This is a genomic window from Bartonella sp. CL25QHWL (assembly GCF_042195335.1).
Lineage (GTDB): Bacteria > Pseudomonadota > Alphaproteobacteria > Rhizobiales > Rhizobiaceae > Bartonella.
In genome coordinates this window covers 1-5,827 of sequence record NZ_JBHIOE010000031.1, presented here as the reverse complement: position 1 = coordinate 5,827, position 5,827 = coordinate 1, and the positions used below count along the sequence as shown (strand labels likewise).

The 5,827-nt window shown below is 34.5% G+C and carries 2 protein-coding genes, 1 tRNA gene and 1 pseudogene; 2 read left to right on the top strand and 2 right to left on the bottom strand.

Translation table 11 applies throughout. The annotated features are described in order from the left end of the window. Positions 1-119: 119 nt before the first annotated feature. A tRNA-Ser gene (locus ACFILY_RS08945) sits at positions 120-209 on the bottom strand. Between the two features lie 1,102 nt (positions 210-1,311). Here ACFILY_RS08945 and ACFILY_RS08940 point away from each other — a divergent pair. Next, positions 1,312-2,469, top strand: coding sequence for a tyrosine-type recombinase/integrase (locus ACFILY_RS08940; RefSeq protein ID WP_375637889.1), 1,158 nt, complete (start codon positions 1,312-1,314; stop codon positions 2,467-2,469). A gap of 275 nt (positions 2,470-2,744) precedes the next feature. After that, a pseudogene (locus ACFILY_RS08935) lies at positions 2,745-3,335 on the top strand (antA/AntB antirepressor family protein). Between the two features lie 110 nt (positions 3,336-3,445). Here the strand turns inward: ACFILY_RS08935 and ACFILY_RS08930 are convergent. After that, positions 3,446-5,488: an ATP-binding protein gene (locus tag ACFILY_RS08930; protein WP_375637888.1), complete on the bottom strand. Its 2,043-nt coding sequence runs from the start codon at positions 5,486-5,488 to the stop codon at positions 3,446-3,448. Between the last annotated feature and the right edge of the window lie 339 nt (positions 5,489-5,827).

Genomic DNA, 5,827 nt, shown 5'->3' with positions numbered 1-5,827 from the left:
CTTTAAAACTCTTTGAGAAAAAATAAATTGGTACAAAACCTAGTGTCAAAATATACAAAACCCGCTGGCAAGCTACATACAAAACCCGCTGGCAAGCTACAGGCACCATAAAAGTGCTGTGGCGGAGGGGGTGGGATTCGAACCCACGGTACAGTCTCCTGCACGCCGGTTTTCAAGACCGGTGCCTTAAACCGCTCGGCCACCCCTCCAAACTAGATATGTTTTTTGACAAATTTCTTGTAAAAGGTCAATCATTTTAATACGCATTTTAAAGCGTTCTTTGTAAAACTATTTAAGTTTCAATTAAAATAATTTTTCATAAGTTAATTCTTTGAGTGTGTTATCTAAGAGTTTCATTTCTAAACATGGTAGTTTTTTCTGAAAAAATGAAAGGTAATTATGATATTTATCATTTTTTTCCTGTTTAAAAGTTTTTTATAAAGCAATATTTTTTTAAAGTTCTAACAATCGTTTTCGTAATAATAAGAAATGTTTAGTTGAAAATGTTTGATAAATTATATTAAATTCCGGTCGTGTATTTTTGAATTATTTTACCTTTCCAGATATTTATTTTATTTAGATCGTTCATATTGGCGAAAAGAAAATGTTATTACTCTAACAGTTTATGAGAGATAAATTTGTAAGAATGACATATATATTCAAGGAAAGTTTTTATTGAGTTTAAATTAAGTATAATTCAATAAGAAAGCTCTTTAAAAGATTTTAATTTTTTAAATAAAAATATTCAGATATTTAGTGCGTCTAAAGAGTACCTTGGAGGGAATGGCTGATTTGCACTATTTGAATAAAATTTTATGTAAGATTTGCATCGATAGTTTAAAATTTCTTCTAGATATGACTGGAAATTAGGTATATTTATAATGCTTTTTCTGTGGGATAAGCAAAAAGTTAATTTGAATGGAAGAAAAAATTATTGAGCAATACACTTAGATCAATAGATAATTTGTTAAGGTATTACATAGTTTTTCAAGAATAGAACTTAAAAATGCTAAATTATGCAGAAGCAGAAAGCATAAACTTTAACAGACAAGGTTTTAAAAGCCGATTCATTTACAAACATGTGTAAAATAAAAAATGGTGCCCCCAGAGAGCGAATCAGGCTTTAGCAACAAGATTCAAAGTATATAAAGATGTATAAGGGCGTATTGATGTCTATAGCTTTTTATGATTCAATAAAAAAATTAAGTATTAAAGGAAAAATCTCAAATCAGAAATTAAAGGTGGTCTAAAAGGTGGACCAAAAAAGGTGGACGAGCAATGCTTGAAAAGGTGGACGAGAGGGGACGTTAAGTGAGGGCGATTCATCGGTTATCAGCATCATTCGTAAAGACGTCTCCGCAGGGTAAATATTGTGACGGGGCAGGGTTGTGGTTGAATGTTCGAAAAGACAATACACGCTCTTGGTTTTTTCGCTATACGCACCACAATAAGCGCCGTGAAATGGGACTTGGTCCTGTTACGAAACTCTCTTTAAAAGAAGCGCGTGAGCTTGCAAGATATTATAGTGATATTCTTAAAGAAGGCAATGATCCTATTGTCTTTCGAGAACAGACTATTTTAATACAGCAAAGCAATATCTTCCAAGAAATTGCAAAAGCGGCTTTTGAAAGCAAAAAAGCAGAGTTGAAAAATGAAGGTAAAAACGGCCGCTGGTTTTCTCCTCTAGAGTTGCACGTGATTCCACACATAGGCAAATTACCTATAGAAAAATTAACAGCCAATATCATTCGCAATGTTCTCGCACCCCTTTGGCATGAAAAAGCAGACACAGCGCGAAAAGCGCTTAACCGTATCAATATTTGCTTGAAATATGCTGCGGCTCTTGGTTTAGATGTTGATCTACAGGCTTGTATGAAGGCACGCGCGCTTTTAGGAAAACCACGTACGACATCAACAAATATTCCTGCTATGCCATGGCAAGAGGTTCCGGCTTTTTATCAAAACTTAAAGGATGATATCCTTTCAAATTTAGCACTGAAGTTACTCATTTTGACGGGAGTACGGTCATATCCATTGCGCTATTTGCGCCTTGAACAAATTGACAAAAATATATGGACGATACCAAAAGAAAACATGAAAGGTATTGTAGGGAAAGTTTCAGACTTTCGCGTGCCACTAAGTGATGAAGCTTTGAGAGTTATTGAAAAAACTCTCCCCTTTGAAAAGAATGGTTTTCTCTTTTCTGGTCTTAGAGGCAACCCCATTTCTGATGCCACCATGGCAAAGTATATGACAGTTTGTGGTTTGACTTATCGTCCCCATGGTTTTCGTTCAAGCTTACGGGATTGGATAGCAGAAACAACGTCAACACCATTTGAGATTGCCGAAACTGTTCTTGCCCATTCAGTTGGAAGTTCAGTGACAAAAGCTTATATGCGAACGGATTTTTTGGAACAACGACGTGTTCTCTTAGAACAATGGGCATCTTTTATATCAGGAACTACTTGACAGGATTATAACAATGTTTCTATTGTCGAATCAGATGCCTGAAAAACGCCTTAAATCGATAGCGGACAGATTGCCGACACAATCTCTTCTTCGCACATTAAAGGCTTTGACTCATTATATGTTACACGCATATAATGGCTTTGTCGGGTGTAGTTACGCTATACAATACCCTTTATGGGAAAAGCATAACCGACGGATTATCGACCGTGTTTTTCAGCACTAGGCACTCTTTTATTGAGTGTCAGTGAAAAACATCTAATCGATAGGAGTTCATCATGAACACTCTTATAAAAATATCAGAACAAGTCATTGATCAGCAAACCATTCAAACTGTTAATGCGCGTGAATTGCATACGTTTTTAGAAGTTAATATACGCTTCAACGATTGGATTTCACGACGGATTGAAGAATATTCTTTTCAAGAAAATCAGGACTTTGTGAGTTTTACTCAAAAAAGAGTAAAACCTAATCCCTTTCAGGAAAATCAAAGCTTTGTGAGTTTTGGTAAAAATTTACCGAAACCTAAAGGCGGGTCGTCCAAGTACAGAATATCATATCACTTTAGACATGGCGAAAGAGCTCTCAATGGTGGAACGTAATGAGAAAGGACGTCAAGCACGCCGTTACTTTATTGAGTGTGAAAAGAAACTAAGAAACCAATCTGTTGATTATGATAATGATACGCGCTTTGATTTGCCAAGCTATTGGGAAGGTATGAACGCTGGCGAAAAAATTTATATCTTTTAGGTCCTATTCATATGCGTCTTCTTGATGCCTTCAGAGTAGATGAAGAGAACAGAAAATACAAAGCTCTCATTAAAGAAGCAAAACAGGTCTTAGAAAAATCTGTTACGAAAGCCGCTTAGTTTAAATCACAATCCATCTCCCCGTTTTAAAAGCGGGGAGGGGGTGAAGTTTTAATTTTTGAAATCTATTGTTTTAAATGGGCGAAGATATTGTCTATCGCCTCAAAAAATTAAACCTTTAATGTAGAAATAAATGCTTCATTCCTTAATTTTGCATCCTCTAATAAATCATACCACTCTATTATTTCAACGGTTCCTCGAAATTCTCCCTGTAGAGGAAAAGTTCTCCCTCGCCCATTAGCTGTTTTTTGCCATGTAGACGTTTGCGTTTTAAGTTCACCTTCTATATCAGCAATAATATAACAATAAAAAACACACTGCTCTGAAATCTTTATTTTCTTATTATCAAATGTCTTTATACGCTGTCCTTTAAGTTCATTGAGGTATTTGTTTATTTGATTCATGGGGGAGTAACCCGCTTTATATTTTTTCTGACCTGGTCTTTTAAACTCCACTAACATTAGCCTGTCCAGATCTGCATCAAGACGACCTTCAAGTCCTAGGGCATATAATTGATTATAACATAATAAATCAGGACGACTTTTTTCTGTACTATCCTGCATGATTTGATTGATAGGCACATCCGAAGCAAAGTATTTTGTAAATGTTAATCGCTCATCAATAATCCATAAATCATGTGTTAAATTTTCCTGAGATTCAGGATCATCCCCCCGAACACGCATTGGACAAATAAGTTTATGCAATGTTTTCTCTAGATGTGGTACTTCTTGACCATTAACATTTTTCTTAAGTTCTATTATTAATCCTTCTAAAATTTTAAGTATAACTTTACGACGGATAACATACTCTGCTAACTGTCTTGTTTCTTCATCTTTAACTTCTCTTGCAAGTTCAGAAACTTTTTGAGAAAAGCTGTCTGTATTGGCATTTCCTTCAGTAATTTCACGGTATATTTCTTCAATTCTCTTATTTTGTTTTTTCTCTCTCCTAAGTTTGTGAATAGCCAGTGTTTTAACAAACCCCTCTGTATTCTTTGCAGCTTTAGGAAGTGTTTCTAATAATTTTTCATAACTCTCAAAGCGATAGGAGGGATGGGTTTTACAAAACTTTTTTAATGTATTTAAACGTTTTCTTTCATACTCTTTATTTTCTGGAGCAAGAACACTCTGTGTAATGTTGTTGGCAACGGCACGTAAAATATCTTTTAATATACTATTTTTAAAAGAAAAATGCGTTCTTTCTTGATTAACTCTATCATCTAAATATTGGCCACTTATGCAACCATGATATACCAGCTTTTGGGTTCCAAATTTTCCAAAACCAATAAGGTTATCGATGCTTTCAGTAGTCACAGTACGATCATGTGCGAAAAGATGTAGATAGTGGTTCTTCCCTTTAAAGTTAAGGTTAGCATCCGCCATGCAAATAAAATTACGAATTTTTAATAAACCAAAATCTGCGGTTTCAAGTGTAATCTCTCCCCTATTTTCTACTAAATATTTTTTAACTTTCTGCGCTAAATTGACAGACATCTGATCATCACGAAAAGTTATTTGAGGAAGTTGTTCTAAAATTAAATCTGAAAAAAAATGTGCTCCAATATGATCGATAATTGCTTCAGTTTTGCGTGGAAAATATTTTTGGTACGCTACATCTCTTAAACCGGTAAAAATAATTTCTGTTCCGGTTACTTCTTGATTAATAAGAGGTATTTTTGAATGATCAAGAATCTGATTTTCCTCTTCCAAACAAAATGTAAAGCTTCTCTGGTAAAGCTGATCTTCTTCAAGGAATATACTTTTAACTCGTATTTTCTTAAAGGCATCCAACCATAGCAGCCGCCCAACTCCTTTTCCTCCTTTTTCTAATTTAAAATTAGTATCTACAGTGCGAAAAGCTTGAAAGTGCTCATCATCCAATCCTACACCATTGTCTTTAACTATAATTTCAAGTGTTTCATTTTTATCTATATCTTTGATTTCTATATCTATGTTACCCGCGCTTTTGTAATCTTCTTGCTTAGAATCTTCAAGCGCGTGAATAGCGTTGCTTACCGCTTCAAAAACAGGCTGCAAAGCTTCCATTTCAGTGGACGGTTTAGGAAAACGACAAACTCTTCCAGCAAGATTCTCTTTCATAGAAAACTTTTCAGTTTTATTCTTTTCTTGTTTTTGAACTGCGACGTTTTCCATAATTATTCCCACCTTTTTAGCCGATAATATTACGAAATATACCTATTAAACGCACGTATATTAACAATTTGTTATTATTATAGAACAAATTTTTAATTCTTTGAGAACCACTATTTAAAATGCGCAAAGACATTCTCTATCGCCTCCATGAGACGAGCAAAATTAAGAATTCATTTTCTAAAGATTTTCGCACATCTCAGAATGTATTTAGAGTCGGATATTTGGTTTTTGTGTAAAAATATTTCCTACAGCATCTATAAGGCGTGAAAAATCAAGCGCTAATAAGAGTATAATGAGTACAATCCATTTCGTATAACGCGACATCACTTTTACACTTTT

Excerpts from the sequence above, each read along its gene's own strand:
- ACFILY_RS08930 (WP_375637888.1), bottom strand. The coding sequence starts at position 5,488 with ATGGAAAACGTCGCAGTTCAAAAACAAGAAAAGAATAAAACTGAAAAG.